This is a genomic window from Micromonospora sp. WMMA1923 (assembly GCF_049179195.1).
In the GTDB taxonomy this organism is placed as follows: Bacteria; Actinomycetota; Actinomycetes; order Mycobacteriales; family Micromonosporaceae; genus Micromonospora; species Micromonospora yangpuensis.
This window is the reverse complement of the sequence record NZ_JBMHLZ010000001.1, coordinates 1,270,758-1,290,029: the sequence shown is the minus strand read 5'-3', so window position 1 is coordinate 1,290,029 and position 19,272 is coordinate 1,270,758. Positions and strand designations below refer to the sequence as shown.

17 protein-coding genes and 2 pseudogenes are annotated in these 19,272 nt (G+C 71.3%); 8 read left to right on the top strand and 11 right to left on the bottom strand.

The features are described 5' to 3' along the window. Positions 1-358: 358 nt before the first annotated feature. Together ACN28G_RS05870 and ACN28G_RS05865 are read left to right on the top strand one after the other, a co-directional pair. Positions 359-1,819 (top strand): SDR family NAD(P)-dependent oxidoreductase, encoded by a 1,461-nt coding sequence (locus ACN28G_RS05870; RefSeq protein WP_421478630.1) that lies wholly within the window; start codon positions 359-361, stop codon positions 1,817-1,819. Between the two features lie 308 nt (positions 1,820-2,127). Then, entirely contained in the window at positions 2,128-3,690 is a 1,563-nt protein-coding gene (locus tag ACN28G_RS05865; protein ID WP_091435908.1) for a pectate lyase family protein, read from the top strand. A 93-nt stretch (positions 3,691-3,783) separates the two neighbouring features. Here ACN28G_RS05865 and ACN28G_RS05860 read toward each other — a convergent pair whose 3' ends face one another. The 5 genes and pseudogenes from ACN28G_RS05860 to ACN28G_RS05840 all read right to left on the bottom strand — a co-directional run. After that, positions 3,784-4,929 (bottom strand): hypothetical protein, encoded by a 1,146-nt coding sequence (locus tag ACN28G_RS05860; protein WP_421478629.1) that lies wholly within the window; start codon positions 4,927-4,929, stop codon positions 3,784-3,786. 178 nt (positions 4,930-5,107) lie between these two features. Beyond that, the gene (katG, locus tag ACN28G_RS05855) at positions 5,108-7,384 is read right to left on the bottom strand and encodes a catalase/peroxidase HPI (protein WP_421478628.1); all 2,277 of its coding nucleotides are present in this window, start codon (positions 7,382-7,384) and stop codon (positions 5,108-5,110) included. Continuing rightward, complete coding sequence (locus ACN28G_RS05850) at positions 7,381-7,836, bottom strand: Fur family transcriptional regulator (protein ID WP_091435900.1); 456 nt, start codon at positions 7,834-7,836, stop codon at positions 7,381-7,383. Before ACN28G_RS05850 ends, katG begins: the two co-directional genes overlap by 4 nt. Positions 7,837-7,901: 65 nt before the next feature. Next, positions 7,902-10,037 carry an FtsX-like permease family protein gene (locus ACN28G_RS05845; protein WP_421478627.1) on the bottom strand — a complete coding sequence of 712 codons (2,136 nt, stop codon included), beginning with the start codon at positions 10,035-10,037 and terminating at the stop codon, positions 7,902-7,904. A 29-nt stretch (positions 10,038-10,066) separates the two neighbouring features. Continuing rightward, positions 10,067-10,840 (bottom strand): annotated as a pseudogene (locus ACN28G_RS05840) (ABC transporter ATP-binding protein); the annotation flags it as partial. A gap of 119 nt (positions 10,841-10,959) precedes the next feature. Between ACN28G_RS05840 and ACN28G_RS05835 the strand changes: the two are divergent. Genes ACN28G_RS05835 through ACN28G_RS05825 form a run of 3 tightly spaced genes read left to right on the top strand, consistent with a single transcriptional unit; the run spans position 10,960 to position 12,855 of the window. Then, positions 10,960-11,892: a sensor histidine kinase gene (locus tag ACN28G_RS05835; RefSeq protein WP_421478626.1), complete on the top strand. Its 933-nt coding sequence runs from the start codon at positions 10,960-10,962 to the stop codon at positions 11,890-11,892. Next, entirely contained in the window at positions 11,889-12,560 is a 672-nt protein-coding gene (locus ACN28G_RS05830) for a response regulator (protein ID WP_421478625.1), read from the top strand. Before ACN28G_RS05835 ends, ACN28G_RS05830 begins: the two co-directional genes overlap by 4 nt. A 40-nt stretch (positions 12,561-12,600) precedes the next feature. Then, complete coding sequence (locus ACN28G_RS05825; RefSeq protein WP_091435888.1) at positions 12,601-12,855, top strand: SRPBCC domain-containing protein; 255 nt, start codon at positions 12,601-12,603, stop codon at positions 12,853-12,855. A 275-nt stretch (positions 12,856-13,130) separates the two neighbouring features. Here the strand turns inward: ACN28G_RS05825 and ACN28G_RS05820 are convergent, their stop codons facing one another. Beyond that, a complete protein-coding gene (locus ACN28G_RS05820; protein ID WP_091435886.1) occupies positions 13,131-13,325 on the bottom strand; it encodes a helix-hairpin-helix domain-containing protein in 195 nt (64 codons plus the stop codon). Positions 13,326-13,691: 366 nt separating this feature from the next. On the opposite strand from ACN28G_RS05820, the gene ACN28G_RS05815 reads away from it, so the two are divergent. From ACN28G_RS05815 to ACN28G_RS05805, 3 genes and pseudogenes are all read left to right on the top strand, one after another. Continuing rightward, positions 13,692-14,762: a hypothetical protein gene (locus ACN28G_RS05815; protein WP_139135632.1), complete on the top strand. Its 1,071-nt coding sequence runs from the start codon at positions 13,692-13,694 to the stop codon at positions 14,760-14,762. 59 nt (positions 14,763-14,821) lie between these two features. Next, positions 14,822-14,921: pseudogene (locus tag ACN28G_RS05810) on the top strand (XRE family transcriptional regulator); the annotation flags it as partial. A gap of 291 nt (positions 14,922-15,212) precedes the next feature. Further along, positions 15,213-15,797 carry a hypothetical protein gene (locus tag ACN28G_RS05805; RefSeq protein ID WP_091435881.1) on the top strand — a complete coding sequence of 195 codons (585 nt, stop codon included), beginning with the start codon at positions 15,213-15,215 and terminating at the stop codon, positions 15,795-15,797. Here the strand turns inward: ACN28G_RS05805 and ACN28G_RS05800 are convergent, their stop codons facing one another. The 5 genes from ACN28G_RS05800 to ACN28G_RS05780 all read right to left on the bottom strand — a co-directional run bounded on the left by ACN28G_RS05800 (position 15,798) and on the right by ACN28G_RS05780 (position 19,044). Continuing rightward, the gene (locus tag ACN28G_RS05800) at positions 15,798-16,058 is read right to left on the bottom strand and encodes a hypothetical protein (protein ID WP_421478624.1); all 261 of its coding nucleotides are present in this window, start codon (positions 16,056-16,058) and stop codon (positions 15,798-15,800) included. It abuts the gene before it with no gap. Continuing rightward, the gene (locus ACN28G_RS05795) at positions 16,055-17,242 is read right to left on the bottom strand and encodes a helix-turn-helix domain-containing protein (protein WP_421478623.1); all 1,188 of its coding nucleotides are present in this window, start codon (positions 17,240-17,242) and stop codon (positions 16,055-16,057) included. The genes ACN28G_RS05800 and ACN28G_RS05795 overlap by 4 nt, the downstream gene beginning before the upstream one ends. Next, complete coding sequence (locus ACN28G_RS05790; protein ID WP_421478622.1) at positions 17,239-17,406, bottom strand: hypothetical protein; 168 nt, start codon at positions 17,404-17,406, stop codon at positions 17,239-17,241. The genes ACN28G_RS05795 and ACN28G_RS05790 overlap by 4 nt, the downstream gene beginning before the upstream one ends. Then, positions 17,403-17,624: a hypothetical protein gene (locus ACN28G_RS05785; RefSeq protein WP_091435874.1), complete on the bottom strand. Its 222-nt coding sequence runs from the start codon at positions 17,622-17,624 to the stop codon at positions 17,403-17,405. Before ACN28G_RS05785 ends, ACN28G_RS05790 begins: the two co-directional genes overlap by 4 nt. A 205-nt stretch (positions 17,625-17,829) precedes the next feature. Next, positions 17,830-19,044, bottom strand: coding sequence for a helix-turn-helix domain-containing protein (locus tag ACN28G_RS05780; RefSeq protein WP_091435871.1), 1,215 nt, complete (start codon positions 19,042-19,044; stop codon positions 17,830-17,832). Positions 19,045-19,272: the final 228 nt, after the last annotated feature.

The following is a 19,272-nucleotide window of genomic DNA, read 5'->3' as shown; positions in this document are numbered from 1 at the left end:
CGAACGTCACTGGTGGAACGGCGACCGCACCGTGCGAGGTCGTCGCGATGTGTTCATTCGAACTGACGGAGAGTCATGGGAGGTCGAGGCCCGAGCCGGTGGCGGCACCGGCCGGTCGAAGATCTACCCGTGTCCGGGTCGCAAGTCGGCAGAGATCCTGGCTGGGGCATGGATGGACGGGCAGAGCCCGTGGCAGGTCATGGCCCCCTGAGCGGTCGACCCACGGCACCACCTCGGCCGGGCCGGCAGCCCGGGTACGCTGGCTGCCGGCCCGGACGGGCCGCCGGACGGGGCGGGGCCGGGCTACGGCTCCGGCGCGGGCCGGCTTGGTGCAGGAACGGGACGAGACGGCAACGGGATGACGGCGGACGACAGCACGCGAACCGGTCCGGGTGGGATCGACCACGGCCAGCTCGAAACCTGTCTCAGCGTCTTCGCGGCGCTGGAGGAGCTGCCGCCTGACCACCCGGACGTGGTGCGGGTGCAGCGGGCCACCGCGCGGCTCTACAAGATGATCAAGCAACGGCGGCGGGAGCAGCGGCGGGAGACCGTCGCGGCGGCCGACCGGGCCGTGACGGCGGCCACCGCCACCGGCGCCCCGGGCCGGATCGACGACGAGACCCAGGGCATCCCGCTGGCCTCCCCCACCACCGGCGCCACCGCCGGCTTCCTGCACAACCCGCGCGGCTGCTACGTCTGCAAGCAGCGCTACCACCAGGTGGACGCCTTCTACCACCAGCTCTGTCCGTCCTGCGCCAGCCTGAACCGGGAGCGCCGGGACGCCCGTTGCGACCTGACCGGGCGGCGTGCGCTGCTCACCGGCGGCCGGGCGAAGATCGGCATGTACATCGCGCTGCGGCTGCTTCGGGACGGCGCGCACACCACGATCACCACGCGGTTCCCGCACGACGCGGTCCGCCGGTTCGCCGCGATGCCGGACAGCGGGGACTGGCTGCACCGGCTGCGCGTGGTCGGGATCGACCTGCGCGACCCCGCCCAGGTGATCGCCCTGGCCGACTCGGTGGCCGGGCAGGGACCGCTGGACATTCTGATCAACAACGCGGCGCAGACCGTGCGGCGCAGCCCCGGCGCGTACGCGCAGCTGGTCGCCGCGGAGGCCGCGGCCCTGCCGGACGGTCCGCTGCCGGAGCTGGTCACCTTCGGCAAGCCGGCCGGCGCCGGTGAGCCGGTGGCCGGCCTGACCGCCGCGGCGTCCCCGGCCGCGATCACCCCGCAGGCGCTCACCGCGCTGGCGCTGACCAGCGGCTCCGCCTCACCGGAGCGGATCGCGGCGGCGACCGCCATCGACGCCGGTGGCCTGGTGCCGGACCTCGACCCGGTCAACAGCTGGGTGCAGCGGGTCCAGGAGGTGGATCCGGTGGAGCTGCTCGAAGTGCAGCTGTGCAACGTGACCGCGCCGTTCGTGCTGGTCAGTCGGCTTCGTCCGGCGATGGCGGCGGCGCCGGCCCGGCGCAAGTACGTGGTGAACGTGTCGGCGATGGAGGGCCAGTTCGGCCGGGGCTACAAGGGGCCGGGGCATCCGCACACCAACATGGCCAAGGCCGCGCTGAACATGCTGACCCGCACCAGCGCCCAGGAGATGCTCACCGACGGCATCCTGATGACCAGCGTCGACACCGGTTGGATCACCGACGAGCGGCCCCACCCGACGAAGATGCGGCTGGCCGACGCCGGCTTCCACGCCCCGCTGGACCTGGTCGACGGCGCGGCCCGGGTCTACGACCCGATCGTCCGGGGTGAGCAGGGCGAGGACCTGTACGGCTGCTTCCTCAAGGACTACGCCCCCTGCGCCTGGTGACCGCCCCCGGGCCATCGGGCACTGCAACAAACCTGCAAGCGGCAGCCCTTGCATTCACGGAAAACGCTTTCCTACACTCTGTTTCATCGATGTTTCATCCTGAGTTCGGGTAGTGGCCTGACGGGCGAGGCCACCGGCGGTGACGGGCGGCGTGGCGGCTCCCCGCACCGCGTCGCCATGGACCCGGATCTCGCACCTCCCGCGCGGCCCCGGTGGGTTCGGCGCGCTTCACAGGCTGCCGCGCACCGGTCGGCACCTCAGACAGCCCACCACTACCCAGTTCTCCCCAGACGAAGGTGAGACGTGCAATGAGACGACCAGTCGCACGACGACTTCAGGCGACGCTGGCCACCGCGGCCGTCGGCGCCGCGATCTGCGTGGCCCTGCCGACCTCCCAGGCCTCGGCGGCGCCCGGCAGCGCCTCCGGCTACGCCACCCAGAACGGTGGGACCACCGGCGGCGCCGGCGGCCAGACGGTACGGGCCACCACCGGCACCGCGATCCACACCGCCCTGTGCACCCGGGCCAGCAGCAGCACCCCGATCACCATCGAGGTGCAGGGGACCATCAACCACGGCAACACCAGCAAGGTCTCCGGCAACAGTTGCAACACCGCCGACGGGGTGATCGAGCTGAAGCAGATCAGCAACGTGACGATCATCGGGGTCGGCTCCGGCGCGGTCTTCGACCAGCTGGGCATCCACATCCGCGACTCCAGCAACATCATCATCCGCAACGTGACGGTGCGCAACGTCAAGAAGTCGGGCTCGCCCACCTCCAACGGTGGGGACGCCATCGGCATGGAGAGCACCGTCCGCAACGTCTGGGTCGACCACGTCACCCTGGAGGCCTCCGGCGGCGAGTCGGAGGGCTACGACGGTCTCTTCGACCTCAAGGACAACGTCCAGTACGTGACGCTCTCCTACAGCGTGCTGCGCAACTCCGGCCGGGGCGGCCTGGTCGGCTCCAGCGAGAGCGACCGCTCCAACGGCTTCATCACGTACCACCACAACCTGTACGAGAACATCGACTCCCGTACGCCGCTGCTGCGCGGCGGCATCGCGCACATGTACAACAACTCCTACGTCAACCTCTACGAGTCCGGCATCAACTCCCGGGCCGGGGCGCGCGCCAAGGTGGACAACAACCACTTCCGCAACTCCAAGGACGTGCTGGGCACCTTCTACACCAGCGAGGCCGGCTACTGGCAGGTCAGCGGCAACATCTTCGACAACGTGACCTGGTCGGCCCGCAGCGGTGACAACAACCCCGCCGGCCCCAACCCGCAGTCCAACACCACCGTCAGCATTCCGTACTCCTACCGTCTCGACGGGGCCAGCTGCGTGCCGGACATCGTCCGCCAGACCGCCGGCGCCAACAAGGGTCTGCTGGAGTCCAACGGCGGCTGCTCGCCCACCAACCCCACCCCGGGCCCGACCAACCCCACGCCCGGCCCGACCAATCCCACCCCGGGGCCGACCACCCCCCCGCCCACCAACCCGGGCGGCACCAACCTGAGCCTCGGTGCCGGTGCCGACGGCTCCAGCAAGGCCAGCGGCACCAGCTACGGCAACGTGATCGACGGCAACCTGAGCACCGTCTGGTCGCCGAGCGGATCGACCGGTCAGATCTCCGTCAAGTGGGGCACCGCCACCCGGATCGGCTCGATCAACATCCGGGAGGCCGCCGGCTCGGCCGGTACCGTCCGTGCCTGGCGGGTGCTCAACGCCGACAACGGCGCCGTGCTGGCCTCCGGCACCTCGGCCGGGGTGATCACCTTCCCGGCGACCTCGCTGAAGAAGGTCACCTTCGACATCACCGGCGCGAACGGCACGCCGCGGATCGCCGAGTTCGAGACGTACGCCGGCTAGCGAGGGAGTTCGCGGCGCCGGCCGCGAACCAGTCCCACGACCCGGCACCGGGCGGGACCTGTCGAGATCGGACAGGTCCCGCCCGGTCGGGTGTCAGCTCCGGTCGTCCCTGGAGAGCCGCTCGGCCAGCCGGTTGAGGATGTTCATCGCCCGGCCGCGGATCGTGCGGTGGTTCGACGGACCCGCCGCGGGTGCCGGGGTCGGGACGGTCATCGCGCGTCGCGCCGTCAGGGCCCGGGCCTGCTCGGCGGGGAGGCTGCCGGCGTCGGCGGTCGGGGTGATGATGCCGGCCTCGCGCCACCCGGCGGCCTCGGTCACCATCTCGGTCAGCTTCTCGTAGAACGGCGTCGTTCGGGAGACCCCGTCGTGGTCGGCCCAGACCAGCAGGTGGCTGAGGACCGCGTCGTACTCGTGCAGTGGGTTCTGCGCGGTGTGGGCGCTGAGCTTGTCGGCCGCCTCCTGCATCCTGGCCTGGGTGAATCCCGCCTGCGGCAGCAGTTCCAGGAGGGTGGCGGCGTTGCCGACGACCTGCGCCCGGAAGCTGTCGAGGTCGTTGCGGTTGGTGGCGCCGATGCGCTCGGTCTGCCGCTGCCCTTCGGTGGTCGCGGTCGAGGTCGCCGGCAGCGGTGCCACCGGATAGTTGAGCATGTCCGAGTGGTACGCCTCGTTGACGGCGACGTGGGTCAACTCGTGTACCAGAATGGCGATCCGTTCCGAGTCCGTACCGCCAGCCGCGTAGTTGATCTGGTACTGGTTGGGCCCACCCGTCGGGGGCGGGCCGAGGTTGCGGGTGTTCCCGCCACCGCGACCCGGGGTCTGGTTCCAGGTAGTGACCCGCTGCAGATGCGGGATCAACTCGTCGAGCAGACTCCGGACCTGCGCGTTCCTGACGGTGGCGTGGTAGGCCTGCAGCTGTTGGATCTCGACGGGGTTGACCACCGCCGCCGGTGCCTGCCCGGCGGCCTGGCCCTGGGCCGGCGCCGGCATCATCCGCTGCACGGCAAGAAAAGCGCCGACGCCACGGTTGCCCACCGCGCGTTGCAGCGCCAACACCTGCGCGGCATCGTCGACCCGGTGCCCGTCGAGGGCGCGGCCCGGCTCGGCGGGACGGCCCCGGTCGAGGGCGGGCTCCCGCGCTACCGGTCGGCCACCGGCGGAGGTGGGTACCGCCGTGTCGCGTCGCGGGTGGGTCTCCGCTGACCGGTCGGCCGTACCGCGCTGGTGCCCGTGCTGCCGCATCCGACCACCATGCCCGACAACGGGCCGCCGGCGGACGGCCGAAACGGTACGTCGGCTGCCCCTGCGGCGCGCAACCGTGCCCCTACCGCCCACGTGGATCCGGCCGGAGGGGCAGCGGAAACCGGCGAGCCCCGGCCGATCACGGTGGATCGACCGGGGCTCGCCGGGTGCGGCGGGATCAGGAGAGGTCGAAGCGGTCCAGCTCCATGACCTTGGTCCAGGCCGCGACGAAGTCGGTGACGAACTTGTCCCGCGCGTCCTGGCTGGCGTAGACCTCGGCCAGGGCCCGCAGCTGCGAGTTCGAGCCGAAGACCAGGTCGACCGCGGTGGCGGTCCACTTCACCTCGTCGGTGGCCACGTCCCGGATCTCGTAGACGTGCTCCTCGGACTCCGACGCCTTCCACCGGGTGCCCGGGGAGAGCAGGTTGGCGAAGAAGTCGTTGTGGAGCACACCGGGCCGGTCGGTGAGCACGCCGTGGCGCGAGCCACCGACGTTGGCCCCGAGCGAGCGCAGGCCGCCGACCAGGACGGTCATCTCCGGCGCGGTCAGGTTGAGCATGTACGCCCGGTCGACGAGCAGCACCTCCGGCTGGGTCTTCTCGCCCGGCCGCAGGTAGTTGCGGAACCCGTCGGCACGCGGCTCCATGACCTTGAAGGACTCGACGTCGGTCTGCTCCGCCGTGGCGTCGGTACGCCCCGGCCGGAACGGCACGGTGACCTCGACCCCGGCGTCCCGGGCCGCCTTCTCCACCGCGGCCGAGCCGGCCAGCACGATCAGGTCGGCGAGCGAGATCCGCGCGCCGCCGGCGGAGTTGAACTCCTGCTGGATGCCCTCCAGGGCGGTCAGCACCGTGGCGAGCTGCTCGGGCTGGTTGACCTCCCAGCTACGCTGCGGCTCCAGCCGGATCCGGGCACCGTTGGCGCCACCGCGCTTGTCGGTGTGCCGGAAGCTGGCGGCCGAGGCCCAGGCGGTGGAGACCAGCTGGGCGGTGCTGAGGCCGGCGTCCAGGACCTTGGCCTTGAGCGCGGCGATGTCGGCGTCGGAGACCAGCTCGTGGTCGACGGCCGGCAGCGGGTCCTGCCACAGCTGGGGTTCGGCGACCCACGGACCCAGGAAGCGGCTGACCGGGCCCATGTCCCGGTGCAGCAGCTTGTACCAGGCCTTGGCGAAGGCCAGGGCGAACTCGTCCGGGTTCTCCAGGAAGCGGCGCGAGATCTTCTCGTACGCCGGGTCGACCCGCAGCGACAGGTCGGTGGTGAGCATCGTCGGCTTGTGCTTCTTCGCCGGGTCGTGGGCGTCCGGGATGATCGCCTCGGCGTCCTTGGCGACCCACTGCTTCGCGCCGCCGGGGCTGGTGGTCAGCTCCCACTCGTAGCCGAAGAGGATCTCGAAGAAGCGGTTGCTCCACTCGGTCGGCCGGTCGGTCCAGGTGACCTCGAGACCGCTGGTGATCGTGTCGGCACCCTTGCCGCTGCCGTGGGTGCTCAGCCAGCCCAGGCCCTGCGCCTCCAGCGGCGCGCCCTCGGGCTCGGGGCCTACGTGGTTGTCGGCGACACCGGCGCCGTGGGTCTTGCCGAAGGTGTGGCCGCCGGCGATCAGGGCGACGGTCTCCTCGTCGTTCATCGCCATCCGGCGGAAGGTCTCCCGGATGAAGTGCGCCGCCGCGAGCGGGTCGGCGTTGCCGCGCGGCCCCTCCGGGTTGACGTAGATGAGCCCCATCTCGGTGGCACCGACGCCGGCAGCCATCTCCGACTCGGAGGCGTAGCGCTCGTCGCCGAGCCAGGTGTCCTCCGGGCCCCAGAAGATCTCCTCGGGCTCCCAGACGTCCTGCCGGCCGAAGCCGAAGCCGAAGGTCTTGAAGCCCATCGACTCCAGGGCCACGTTGCCGGCGAGCACCAGCAGGTCGGCCCAGGAGATCTGCTGGCCGTACTTCTGCTTGACCGGCCAGAGCAGCCGGCGGGCCTTGTCCAGGTTGGCGTTGTCCGGCCAGCTGTTCAGCGGCGCGAACCGCTGACCGCCGTCGCCGGCCCCGCCCCGGCCGTCCTCGATCCGGTACGTGCCGGCGGCGTGCCAGCTCATCCGGATCATCAGGCCGCCGTAGTGGCCGAAGTCGGCCGGCCACCAGTCCTGGCTGGTGGTGAGGACCGTGGTGATGTCCCGCTTGAGGGCCTCGACGTCGAGCTTGGCGAACTCCCGGGCGTAGCTGAACTCGGCGCCCAGCGGGTTGCCCTTGGCCGAGTGCGCGTGCAACACCGACAGGTCGAGCTGGTTGGGCCACCAGTCCCGGTTGGTGCGCGGCCGTCCACCGGTCTTCGGCGTGGGCGAGTCGATCGCCGGGTTCTCGCTCTCGCTGCCCTGCGCGGTCACCGAGTCGTGCGCGACCGGGCAGCCGGCGGCGGCCTTCTGGTCCACGCCCTGGGCGCTGGCGGGGGCGTTGTCCTGGGTGTCGCTCATTCGTTTCCTTCCGGACTGGCGGATCTTGGGGAGGTACCGTCGGTCGCGCAGTCGGGGCAGGTGCCCCAGTAGACGACCTCCGCCTCGTCGACCACGAAACCGTGGTCGTCGGCGGCGGTGAGACAGGGAGCGTGGCCGACCGCGCAGTCGACGTCGGCGATCGCACCGCAGGAGCGGCAGACCACGTGGTGGTGGTTGTCGCCCACCCGCACCTCGTACCGGGCGGTGGCCCGGGCCGGCTGGATGCGCCGGACTAGGCCGACCTCGGTGAGGGCCCGGAGCACGTCGTAGACCGCCTGGTGGGAGACCGTGGGATGGTCGGCCCGCACCAGCGCGATCACCCGGTCGGTGTCGACGTGCGGATGGTCACGCAGCGCGGCGAGGACGGCCAGCCGGGGCCGGGTCACCCGCAGCGAGACCGCCCGTAGCTGCGCCTCCAGCTCGGCCGTCATGGACCGACCCTAGCCCGCTCTTCTGGAGTTAATCAAGTTAACTCGCCCACGTCGCCCGGTACGGGTCAGCGGGTCAGCCCCTGCGCCGGTGGGATTCGCGTCGCCCGCCGGGCCGGCCCCAGGCTGGCCAGCAGGCCGACGACGACCGCGGCAACCGGCAGGAGCACGAGTTGCCCCCAGGGCAGCCGGACCACCGGCTCGGCCGTCTGGCCCACCGCCGCCGTCACACCGGCCAGCCCGACCGGGACCCCGACGGCGATGCCGGCCGCGACACCGACGACGGTGATGGTCACCGCCTCCACCCCGAGCATCGCCCACAACCGGCCCCGACGGGTGCCCAGGGCCCGCAGCAACGCGATCTCCCGGGTCCGTTCGAGGACCGACAGGCCGAGCAGGTTGGCGACGCCGAGCATGGCGATGAGCACGGTGACCGCCAGCATCCCGAGCGACAGGCCGAGCAGGATGGCCAGCACCTGGGCGATGTCGCTGCCCTCGGTGACACCACCGCCGATCTCGATCTCCGGGTCACCGGCGGCGACGGCGTTCACCCGGTCGGCCAGCACGGCCCGGTCGAACCCTGCGGGCGCGACACCCCAGACGGTGGTCGGCACGGTCGGGACCCCCCGGGTGGCGAGCGCCTCGGCGGAGGTGACGCCGAGCAGCTGCCCGGTCGTGTCGGCCAGCCGGGAGGCCCGGACGATGAAGCGGACGGTCGTGCCGGCGGCGGCGACGTCGAGCGGGTCGCCGTCGACCAGACCACGCTCGGCCAGGTAGGTCCCGGGTGCCAGCAGGACCGGCGCGGCTGCGGGGGCGGCGAGTTCGGGTGCCAGCTCGGCAGCGGCTCCCGCGGGCAACGCCGCGAGCGTCCCGGGGGTCGCCTTGCCGCCGTCGGGGAAGCGGGCCGCCACCGTGTCGACGGTGGTCGTGTCCGACAGCTGTGGCACGGCGGCCAGTGCGGCGACGGTCCGTTGGTCGATCGGCGTGCCGTCGGTCCGGGCACTCACCGCGACCGGATAACGGTCCTCCAGATCGGCGTCCACGGTGGCCTGCCCGGTGGTGGCGGCCACGGCCAACGCGGTGATCAGGGCGGCACCGACGACCACCGACATGGCCGCCGCCGCCGTCCGGCGGGCATGCTGACTCAGGCTGCCGCCGGCCAGGCCGGCGGCCACGCCCAGGCGCTCCAGCAGCCGGGCCGCCGGCGTCAGCAGCAGGGCTATCACCCGGGGCAGCGCGACCAGCAGACCCACGGCCAGCACCAACCCGCCGAGCAGCGCCAGCGGCAGTGCGGCGCCGACACCGCCCAGGCCCAGCAGCACCGCGCCGACGGCCGTGACCACGAGGCCCACGACGAGACGACGACCACCGCGGACCGCGGCGGTGGCCGGCTCGGCCGTCTCGCGCAACGCCACCACCGGCGGCACCCGGGTGGCCCGCCGGGCCGGCAACCAGGCGGCGACCACCGTGGCCAGCACGCCGGTGAGGACAGACAGGACCAGCATGACCGGGCTGACCCGCAGCCCACCCCCACCGATGTCGAGCAGGCCGGCACCGAGGTAGCCGACCGCCACCCCGGCCAGCACGCCCACGACGGCCCCGACCGTGCCCACGATCGCGGCCTCACCGAGCACCGCCCGGCTGACCTGGGACCGGTGCCCGCCTACCAGGCGCAACAACGCGATCTGCCGGATCCGCTGGGCGATCACCACGTGGAAGGTGTTCGCGATGACCAGCACCGACGCCAGCAACGCCACCACCGCGAAGGCCACCATCAGGATGACCAGTTGGGTGTTGCCGCCGGCGAACCGGGAGGCCGCCTCGTCGGCGGCGGCGGACGCGTCCATGACCGAGATCCCGGGCGCGACGGCCCGGTCGACGGTGGCGACGGTGGCGGCGAGGCGGCTGCGGTCGTCGACGGTCAGCAACGCCGCGGGCGGGACGTCACCGGCGAAGAAGGAGGGTGCGGCGTAGAACCGGAACGACGAGCCGGTCAGCGGCCGGAACCCGAGATCCGCGGAGCCGGTGACCGTGACCGGGACCGGCTCGGCGTCGTCGTGCCGGAAAGCGAGATTGTCGCCCACGTCGACCCCGAGGTCGTCGAGCGTGCGGCGGTCCGCCACGACCTGGTCGGCCCTGGTCGGCCAGCTCCCCCGGTCGAGTTGGAACCAGCGGACCTCCGGGGTGGTGGCGACGCTCTGCACGTTCGCCGAGCCGCGCCGGGAGCCGCCGAAGACACTGACGCCATCGACGCCACGATCGCCTCGCGGGAGGGCGCGGACAGCTCGTCCCGGATCCTGCCGTCGGCCATCACCAGGACCCGGTCGGCGTACGTCGCCGCACCCGGATCGTGGGTGACCATGACGACGGTCTGCCCGGCCTGCCGGGCCGCGTCCCGCAGACCCGTCAGCAGGCTACGCCCGGTCGCGATGTCCAGGGCCCCGGTCGGTTCGTCGGCGAAGACGACGGCGGGCTCGGCCAGCAGCGCCCGGGCCACCGCCACCCGCTGTTGCTGACCACCGGAGAGCTCGGCGGGACGGTGCCGGAGCCGGTCGGCGATCTGCAACTGCTCGGTGAGCGCCGCCAGCCGCGCCCGGTCGACGCGCCGCCCTGCCAGCCGCAGCGGCAGCACGATGTTCTGCTCCGCGGTCAGCGCGGGCAGCAGGTTGAACGCCTGGAAGATGAAGCCCACCCGGTCCCGGCGCAGGTCGGTCAGCGCGCGGTCGTCCAGGCCAGCCAGGGGTGTCCCGGCGATGCTGACGGTGCCCTCCGTCGGCGTGTCCAGGCCCGCCAGCAGGTGCATCAGGGTCGTCTTGCCCGAGGCGGAGGGCCCCATGATCGCGGTGAACTCGCCGGCGGCGAAGTCGGCGGAGACCCCGTCGACCGCGACCACCGTGGCCTCGCCACCGCCGTAGGTCTTCCGGACGGCCCGGCAACTGACCATCTCGGCGTGTTTCGTCTGCATCCTCACCGCATCCAAAATATGCAAAGGAACCGCAGGCCACATCCGTCCAGGGCATCGACTCGACGCATTCGGCCGATACCGTGGTATCGCCTCGGGTACGACCGGGCCAGGGGTGTCGACATCGCGTTCCCCGATCGGGTGACGCTGCCTATCCTGGAACCGTGCCGGTGGAGACGCGACGAATACTGACAGCCGATTCCCTCACCGCGCTTGTCGTTGTCGCCGGCTGTCTCCTGCTCGGACTCGCCGGCCTGCAGGAGTGGTACTGGTCGGCGGCGATAGCCACGCTGCTCGCGATCCGTCGCACCGCGCCGGTGGTGATGCTCGGCCTGGTGGGTCTCGTCTCCGGGGTGCACGTGCTGGCCTCGCACAGTTTCATGTTCCCGGGCGACCTGGTCAGCCTCGTCGCGGTGTACAACGTCGCGGCCCACCGTCGGCGACGGCTGGCCGAGCAGGACAGCGCGATGCGCGCCCAGCTGGCCGTCCACGAGGAGCGCACCCGGATCAGCCAGGAGATGCACGACATCATCGCCCACTCGCTCGCCTCGATCATCGCCCAGGCCGAGGGCGGGCGGGTGGCCGCCCGGGCCGACGCACAGGTCGCCGGGCCGTTGTCCGACCGGATCGCGGGCATCGGCCGGGAAACCCTCACCGACGTCAAGCGGCTGCTCACGGTCGTCGACTCCGACGACCACGACCGGCCCGCCAAGGGCCTGCGCGAGTTGCCCGAGCTGCTGGCCAACGTCGCCGACGCCGGCCTCGACGTGCAACTGTCGACCGAGGGCCCGCCGCAGTCACTGGGACCGGGCATGGACCTGGCCGTGTACCGGGTGATCCAGGAGTGCCTCACCAACGTGCTCAAACACAGCCCACGTCCGCAGGCGCGACTACGGCTGGGCTGGGCCCCCGCGCTGCTCACCGTCAGTGTCACCAGCCCGCTGGACCCGGCGGACCATCACCCGATGGTGGAGGGGCGCGGGTTGTCCGGCATCCGGCAACGCTGCTCGCTGTTCCACGGCGACTGCGCGGTCAGCACCGGTTCCTCGCTCACCGTCACGACCACCTGGCCACTGCCGCCACAGGGAGCACCATGACGCAGGCACCGATCACCGTGCTCATCGCCGACGACCAGGACCTCGTCCGTACCGGTTTCGCCATGGTCGTCGACGCCGCCGACGACATGCGGGTGGTCGCCACCGCCGCCGACGGGGCGGAGACGGTCGCGCTCACCGCCCGGCACCGGCCGGACGTCGTCCTGATGGACATCCGGATGCCGCGCACCGACGGCATCACCGCCACCCGGGCCATTCTCGCCACCGCGCACCCGCCGAAGATCGTCGCCCTGACCACGTACGACAGCGATGACTACGCCACCCGCATCCTCAACGCCGGGGCACACGGGTACCTGCTGAAGGACGCCACCGCCGAGGGCCTCACCGCCGCGATCCGCACCGTCCACCAGGGCGGGTCGGTGCTCGCCCCGTCGACCACCCGCCGCCTAGTGGCCCAGACCGGCACCGCCCGTACCGAACCGACGCCGGCGGCACCGACGCTGGCGACCCTCACCGCCCGGGAACGCGCCGTGTTCGACCTGATCGTGGCCGGGGCGAGCAACACCGAGATCGCCCAGCGGCTGCACCTGGCCGAGGTGACGGTGAAGACGCACGTCGGGCGGGTGCTGGCCAAACTCGGGGTACGCGACCGAGTCAACATCGTGGTCTGGGCGTACCGCAACGGGGCCGTGCTGACCGGTGAACCCTGACCGGGACAGGAGCCGACCCGCGGCACGAGGGAGACGGGCGTTGGCCCGCGCGCACCTGCACGGCGACGAGTTGATCGCCGCCCGACACCTGCCGGCCGACGTGGAGCGGGTGTGGACCGCGTCCTTCGACGAGCCGGTCACCGGGCTGCGTACGACCGTCACCATCCGGGCAGCCGGCACCGGCACGGACCTCACCGTCCACCAACGGCGGCTGCCTTCCGAGCTGCGGACCGACCAGGCCGCCAACGGACTGGCGTCGATCCTCGACGCCCTCGCCACCTACCTACGACGCTGACCTACCGGACCGAACGGAGCACGACATGGCCGACACCACCCAACGAGACCTCGTACGGACCGGTCGTCGTCACCACCGGCGAGGGACGTGGTGCCACTGTCGACCACGGCCCGTTCCGCTTCGCCTTCAACGACCTGTTCACGTTCCGCGAGGGGCTCATCGCCCGGGTCGACTCGTACGTCATCCCGCTGCCTGATTCGGACCAGCCCGCCTGAGTCCGGACCGCTCCGGCCTCGGCCGGCCGAGGCCGGTGCCGGTCGCCGGCAGTCCGGTGCCTAGCCCAGGCTCAGGTCGTGCTGCTCCAGGGCAGTTTGGATGATGCCGAGCGCCTTCGGACCCATGCCGTGCAGCGCGGCCAGCTCGGCGCGCGGCACCCCGGCGAGATCACGCAGCGTACGGTAGCCGGCGGCGTGCAGGGCCCGGGTCGCCGGTGCGCCGATGTTCGGCAGCGTGTCGAGGGTGGACGTCACCTCAGCGACGCTATCAGCACCAAGCGTAGGGGAGCGCGTCTGCGTACTCCGGTCCGGCTGCCGGTCTAGGTCTCCGCGCTCGGGTTGCCGCGCCGAGCAACGGTGGGGCTGGTCGATCCATGGACCAGAGTTGTTCTTGCTGCGACCCCTCGCCTGGCTCACACCTTCACCGAGCCCGGCGAACTAAACCTTCTTTGGGACAGCCCTTGACGAAGGGCCGAGGTTAGCCGCCGAGTAGCTGCGAGGGTCCCTGAGCACGGCAACTGCGACGGAACGACATTACCTCTCGGTAGCTTTGAACGGCCAGGGGAGATGCTCCGTTGAGAGGTGGTCCGGCGTCAGCGGCCCCCACAGGAGTGCATCAGGATGGCTGATCAGGGTTACCTGAATTCACCCGACTTCTCGTATGACGATCTGGACGCGCTGGACCTGAGTACGCCGGCGTCAAGTTGGTTTCCCGATTTGGGATTCTCCAGGGCTGGCACACCAGCTGACCTGACCCCTGCCGCCGGTGCTCCGGCGCGGGATCCCCTGCCTACGCTCCAGTCGATCAGTCAGCATTTGTCCCTGATCGATGGGAAACGACATCTGCCCTATCGGCTCACCAACAAGAAACTCCGAGAGTACGAAGAATCCGTTGGGGTGCGGGAAGGGAAGTATCGGTTTTTACGAAATGGGCGCGGTGATACGGTGGGCGTCGAGGAGACGCCGGATCCTCGGGCGGAATACTATCAGTTTCTGCGAGGGCTGAGTAGTCCGGAGCAAGGTGGCGGACACGCGGTCCCCGAGATCGCACCCACCCCGGAAATCGTCAGCCAGTGGCTCGATGAATCCGGGCAGCCGGCGTGCAAGCCGCGCCGGCTGCGCAACGAACACCTGGCGGCTTTCGTGTCGAGTCATCGGCTGCTCCCGATCTACGAGTTCGTCAGGTCCGGAGGGGGCGTCGCGGGGATCACTCAATTGCCACTGTTGGGGGATGAATATTCAGCCTTCATGCAGAATTTGCGGATTGTTCAAGGCGGTTACAGTGTTCCCGGCACTCCCGTCACCCAGCACGTGGTCAGCGACTGGCTGCACAGTTCAGGGAAGAAATATCACAAACCCAGCCAAGTCACCGCGAAGGACCTGCGAGAATTTGAGGGGTGGAACAATCTCAGGCCAGGCTCCCATCGGATCGTGAGAACCAGTTCGGGTGCGACGGCGGCGATCGCCGAGGTGCCGCCGGTCGATGTCGCCCAGTCCTCCGCAGTCGGTGCGACACCGAATCAGTCGGTGGCCGCCATCGCTCAACTCGGCGTCCCACCGGCACCGTCGGGTCAGCAACCCTTGCCCTGGCAGGGTGGCGTCGCTGGCCTCGGATACCAGCCGGCTTCCTCTGCGACCCTGCCACCGGCGGCTCCCCGCGAGCGGCATCGGCAGCGGTTCAGCCACAACTGAGGCGGTCCACCTCTGACAGGTTGAAGTCTGCGGACGGCCGTACCCGGTCTAACGATCACGGCTCGGCGGCATCGTCGCTGTCCCTGGACCTGATCGTGGACGGTGCCGTGGTCACCGGCACCTGGGTGGAGCAGAACCGGTTACTACCGAGGTGCCCGCTAGCGGCGGGGCCACGGCGGTGCAGGCCATGGCGCGAGCGCCCGACTCTCCGTGGTCGATCTCGTACCGGCACTCGCTGCACGGCTCCGGCGGCTCGTGCTCTCGCCAGTCGTGCCCGCACTCGGGGCAGTCGCCGTACCACCGAGGCCGTTGCCGAAATTTCATCCCGACATCGTGTCGCGCACCGTCTCCGCCGTACAGGTCACCTCCTCGACAGCGTCCGATCTCTGCACGCCATCCTCGACAGTGATGAGATCTCCGTATGGTTGAGCGGCCCACGGTGGCAGCGGCATGACGCCGCAGAAGAACTCGATGCCGGACGAGCCCGTCCGCGATGGGAAGTACGCGCGGGTCGAGCGGGAGAGGCGGTTCCTGCTGGCCAGACCGCCGCTGCCGGCTGCGGTTACCGTCAGCCGCCGCATCACCGACCGGTACCTGGCGGGCACGCGGCTGCGCCTGAGACGCGCGGAAAGCCTCCCCGGCGGAGCCTGCGAGTTCAAGCTCACCCAGAAGGTGCCCGCCCAGCGGACAGGCCACCTCCAGGGACTGATCACGAACATCTACCTGTCCCCCGCCGAGTACGACCTGCTCGCCGGCCTGCCCGCCGCAACGCTGTCCAAGACCCGCCTGAGCGTCCCACCGCTGGGCATCGACGTCTTCGACCCGCCGTTGCACGGTCTGATCCTGGCTGAGGCCGAGTTCACCACCGACGAGGCGGCGCGCACCTTCCTCCCACCCCCGCAGGTCGTCGCAGAGGTCACCGACGACATCCGCTTCACCGGCGGCTCACTCGTCCACGCCCACCGCGACGACCTGCTCTCCTGGCTCGCCGACTACGACATCAGGCCAGCCCCCACCAACCCACGAAACCCCTGATCACGTACGGTCGGCCACCGCGTCGTACAGCCGCTCGACGCGGACGGCGACGCGCAGGCACCATGATCGGGCGCACGCCGACGGGCCGGCGCATTCCGGTAGGTGGCCGCGTACCCACATCGTTCCCACCGGTGCGTCGCCGGCGGACGCCACCGCGATCTCGACCGTCCGGACCTCCAACGGCACCGACCCCGGCAGCCCCAGGTGCGACGCCCAGTCACCGGCGGCGAGCGACAGTCGCGTACCGGCCGGCACCCTCACCACGCACCCCGCATGCCGGCGGCCTCCGCCACGGCCAGCAGGTGCGGGCTCGGCCGGGGTGAGCCGATCAGGACCTCGGCCAGGACCGCCCGCCCGGTCGGGCGTACCCGTACCTCGGCGGGTGCGAGTCGGTCGGCGTCCAGCAGTGCCCGCCCGGCCGCTGCCGGATCGTCGGTGGCCAGGTGTGCCGGTGCCATGTCGATCAGGTACGCCGCCCGGTGCTCGACGGGCAGGCTCCGCCATCGGTCCCGTACGGTCAGCGCCTCGTGCAGCTCGACGGCGGTACGGTGATCGCCGAGCGCGGTGGTCGCGGTGATCCGGGCGGCGTCCACTGCGGCCCGCTCCGGAGTGTCCGGCTCGGTCAGCGTCGCCGCCCCGTCGAGTAGCTCGATCACTGTCGGTGGGTCGTCGTGTTCGGCGGCGGCAAGAGCGGCCTGGACGAGCAGCGCCGCGCAGGCTGACCGTTCGGATGGCGTACCCGCATCAGGGGTTAACGGGGCGATCTGGTGGGCGGCGGTGATCGTCGTTTCGAACGCGGCCCGGTGCCGGCCGGCGACCCGTAGGGCGGTGCCGAGGGGCAGGGCCGCTGCTGCTTCCAGGAGTGGTTCGTCGGTGGTGGTGGCTACGGACAGGCCCCGGTCGGCGGCCAGCCAGGCCAACTCGTGGGCGCCCAGCTTGACCAGCACCGAAGCGGTGAGCCGGTACGTGCGCACCTGCAACCCTGGCCGTGCGGGAGCGGCCAGATCATGGCCGTCATCGAGCAGACCAGGCAGCAGTCGGAGCAGTGCCGGGTACTGGGCGTGCTGGTACATGGCGTCGGCGTGCACGATCCGCGCCCGATACTTGTACGGGTCAACCGGCACGTGATCGGCGGGTGGCCGCAGGATCCCCGGGTGGCGGGTGAGTGCGGCCCGGACGGTGTCGACCTCGACGTCCGGGCTGCGGCTGGTGGGTGGGGTGGGTGCGGGTGGGTTGGTGTCGTCGACGAGGACGTCCGCCGTCACGCCGAGGGTGTCGGCGACCTCCTGGAGGACCGACCACTTGTCGAGGCGACGTACCCCACGCTCGACCTTGTCCACCCACGACTTCGACTTACCGAGCCGATCGGCGAACACCTGCTGCGACATGTTGCGCCGCCCCCGCCAGTACGCCACCCGCCGACCGACCGGCAGATCGTTACTCACGACGCCACCCCGGCCAGCTGCGCCCGCCACCAATCCACCTCGCGGCAGGTGGCGACCGTGTCGACGGTGCACCGCCAACAGGGGTGACCAGCCTCGTGCTCGGCCAGGACCCGACGGGCGACCACGGCTATCGAGAGCGGATCGGTCGGCTCGTCGACGCTCACCGGGATTCACCGCCCCGGGGCACCGGGCCGACCTGGGTGGTGTCGTCGAGCGGCGTCCGCTCGGCCTCGGCCTGAGCCAGGATCCGCCCCCGGGCGGCGGCCTGCTCGGCGGCCTGGATGGCCTGGCCGGTGCCCGGCGGTGGGGGCGGCTCGGGCCGCCGCAGCACCCAGCGGATGAACGCGCGTACCTCGGTGCACAACTCGGACCGGACCGTCACGGCCGTCTCCCTCGCTCGGTGGGAGGCGGCGGCGGAGTTCGTGCCCCGCACGGAGGATCGGGGCTGGAAGGACCTCCGCCGCCGCCTGGTGGGCAGGGAGAGCAACTCGCCGCACGTCGGCGACTCCCTGCCGCTACCGTGCGATCACGCTAAGCAGCAGTACCGGGCGATGGGGGTACACCACGTACCCGGTAACAGGGCGTACCTACAGCTCGGAAGCACCGATTCGCCGAGACAGCTCGACTGCCTCAGCCCGGATCGCCGCTGGCGCCTCCCGTGCCAGCCGCGCCGCGATGTCCCGTGCCGGCGGCGAGTACCGGACCGTCTCCGGCGATGTCGCCTCAGCCCGCGCGAGCAGATGCAGTGTCGCCTCCCGGGCACCCTCCAGATCCGCCGACCGCGCCAGTTCCACGAAGTGACGGCCACGCCGCTCCGTCGACGGAATCGACGCCGGGTCCAAGGCGTGAGCCCGGCGTTGGGCTTCGTCGGGGTCGCCGAGGTCGACGGCGCACATCACCGCGTAGACGTCGACGAGCGGCCGGGAGACGCGGGTACGCCGTCCGACGTAGCCCTCTGGCAGCGCCCGCTCGACGACTCGTCGCGCGGCATCCCAATCCGACCAGGCACCCTGGTCACCAGACCGGGCACGGGTCAGCGCCGAGCACAGATGCAGGTCGGCGAGCATCTCCGCCCACTCGGGCCCGCCGTCGGCGACTCGCGGCTCGACGAGGCCGCGTGCTTCCCGCAGCCGTTCCACTGCCTCGTCGGCGCGCCCGACGGAGCGCAGCAGGTGCGCGGCGTACCAGATGGACTGGGCGATGGCCAGCGGGTCGTCGGAGTCCAGCGCGGCGGACAGGCCCCGGTCCACAGTGAGCCACACCATTTCGCGGTCGCCGTGCCAGGCCAGGTACGCCTGGGCAAGGTGGTACGCCTGGGCAAGCAGGGCGAGGCTGGTCCGCCGGTCGTCGCCCTCGTGCAGCCGCGCGGCGCGCTGGGTGGAGTCGAGCAGGCCGGGCAGGACCAGGCCGGCCTCGGTGCGCTGGTGCCGGGAGGTGTGCCACGTCTGCCAGGCGGCGTCGATGGCACCGCCCAGGTAGGCGGGGCTCTCCGGGTCACCGTCGATTTTGATGTGCCAGGCGGTCAGGGCCCGACGCACATCGTCAACGGCGGGGTGGCTGGGCCGGACGTCGAGCGACAGCGCGACGGTGGGACCGAACAGCTCACCGAGGTCCCGGACGCCGAGGTGCGGGGCCAACTGCTGCGCCGCACGGAGGGTCAAGCCCCTCCGGCCGTTCTCGATGAACTTCACGGTGGTCGGGCTGAGCGAACTCAGTCCGGCGAGGCGCTCGCGGGAGAGCCCGGCTGCTCGGCGGAGTCGCTCGACGCGCTGGCCTGGTGTGGTGGGTTGCTCGGCGGTCATGACGGCACCTCGCCCGGGGTTGGGTACATCGTGTACCCCACGGTACGCGCCATAAGGCGCTCAGGCCCACCGACCCGTGAACCGGTCGGGTGACCGTCCATAAAGGTGTGACGGTGGTGGCCGATCATTGTGCGGACGGCGGGCTGAACGGGCGGACCCCCTGTCGGCCATCCGTCGCAATCGCACACGCCGCGACGGCAGGCGATTTCCTGGGAGGCCGGAGCAGAC

What these genes read in the sequence shown, in the direction of transcription:
- ACN28G_RS05805 (WP_091435881.1), top strand. Translation starts at nt 15,213, where the DNA reads ATGACGCCGCAGAAGAACTCGATGCCGGACGAGCCCGTCCGCGATGGG.
- ACN28G_RS05865 (WP_091435908.1), top strand. Translation starts at nt 2,128, where the DNA reads ATGAGACGACCAGTCGCACGACGACTTCAGGCGACGCTGGCCACCGCG.
- ACN28G_RS05850 (WP_091435900.1), bottom strand. Translation starts at nt 7,836, where the DNA reads ATGACGGCCGAGCTGGAGGCGCAGCTACGGGCGGTCTCGCTGCGGGTG.
- ACN28G_RS05870 (WP_421478630.1), top strand. Translation starts at nt 359, where the DNA reads ATGACGGCGGACGACAGCACGCGAACCGGTCCGGGTGGGATCGACCAC.
- ACN28G_RS05780 (WP_091435871.1), bottom strand. Translation starts at nt 19,044, where the DNA reads ATGACCGCCGAGCAACCCACCACACCAGGCCAGCGCGTCGAGCGACTC.
- katG (WP_421478628.1), bottom strand. Translation starts at nt 7,384, where the DNA reads ATGAGCGACACCCAGGACAACGCCCCCGCCAGCGCCCAGGGCGTGGAC.
- ACN28G_RS05815 (WP_139135632.1), top strand. Translation starts at nt 13,692, where the DNA reads ATGGCTGATCAGGGTTACCTGAATTCACCCGACTTCTCGTATGACGAT.
- ACN28G_RS05860 (WP_421478629.1), bottom strand. Translation starts at nt 4,929, where the DNA reads ATGCGGCAGCACGGGCACCAGCGCGGTACGGCCGACCGGTCAGCGGAG.
- ACN28G_RS05830 (WP_421478625.1), top strand. Translation starts at nt 11,889, where the DNA reads ATGACGCAGGCACCGATCACCGTGCTCATCGCCGACGACCAGGACCTC.